The sequence below is a fragment of the Shewanella sp. SG44-6 genome (assembly GCF_014164185.1).
Lineage (GTDB): Bacteria > Pseudomonadota > Gammaproteobacteria > Enterobacterales > Shewanellaceae > Shewanella > Shewanella vesiculosa.
This window is the reverse complement of record NZ_JACJER010000350.1, coordinates 1-326: the sequence shown is the minus strand read 5'-3', so window position 1 is coordinate 326 and position 326 is coordinate 1. Positions and strand designations below refer to the sequence as shown.

Below are 326 nucleotides of genomic sequence, written 5' to 3'. Positions count from 1 at the left end.
GCATAATATTAACCCTGATGTGGCTTAATATTATGCTAAAGTATGCGGGTTGTTTGTCATAAAAGTTAGTTAAGTTTTTGATAAATAAAGCTCCGTTAATATAAGAGGTACTATTTATGACAATAACCAAAGCAGCTTGTGTTGGTCGCCCTCGTGGGTTCGATATCGACTTGGCATTAGAGCAAGCGCTTAATATTTTCTGGCGTCATGGATATGAAGGAACTTCTTTAAACGAGCTCACCGAGGCGATGGGGATCAAGAAGCCTAGCTTGTATGCCGCATTTGGTAATAAAGAGCAGCTATTTTTAAAAGCTATCGATTTATAT

The 326-nt window shown here is 38.0% G+C and carries 1 protein-coding gene; it reads left to right on the top strand.

Annotated features, from left to right (window positions below; all coding sequences use genetic code 11):
* Positions 1 to 116 precede the first annotated feature (116 nt).
* The coding region (locus H5185_RS22545; protein ID WP_182743370.1) for a TetR/AcrR family transcriptional regulator at positions 117 to 326 on the top strand (210 nt) is incomplete at its 3' end.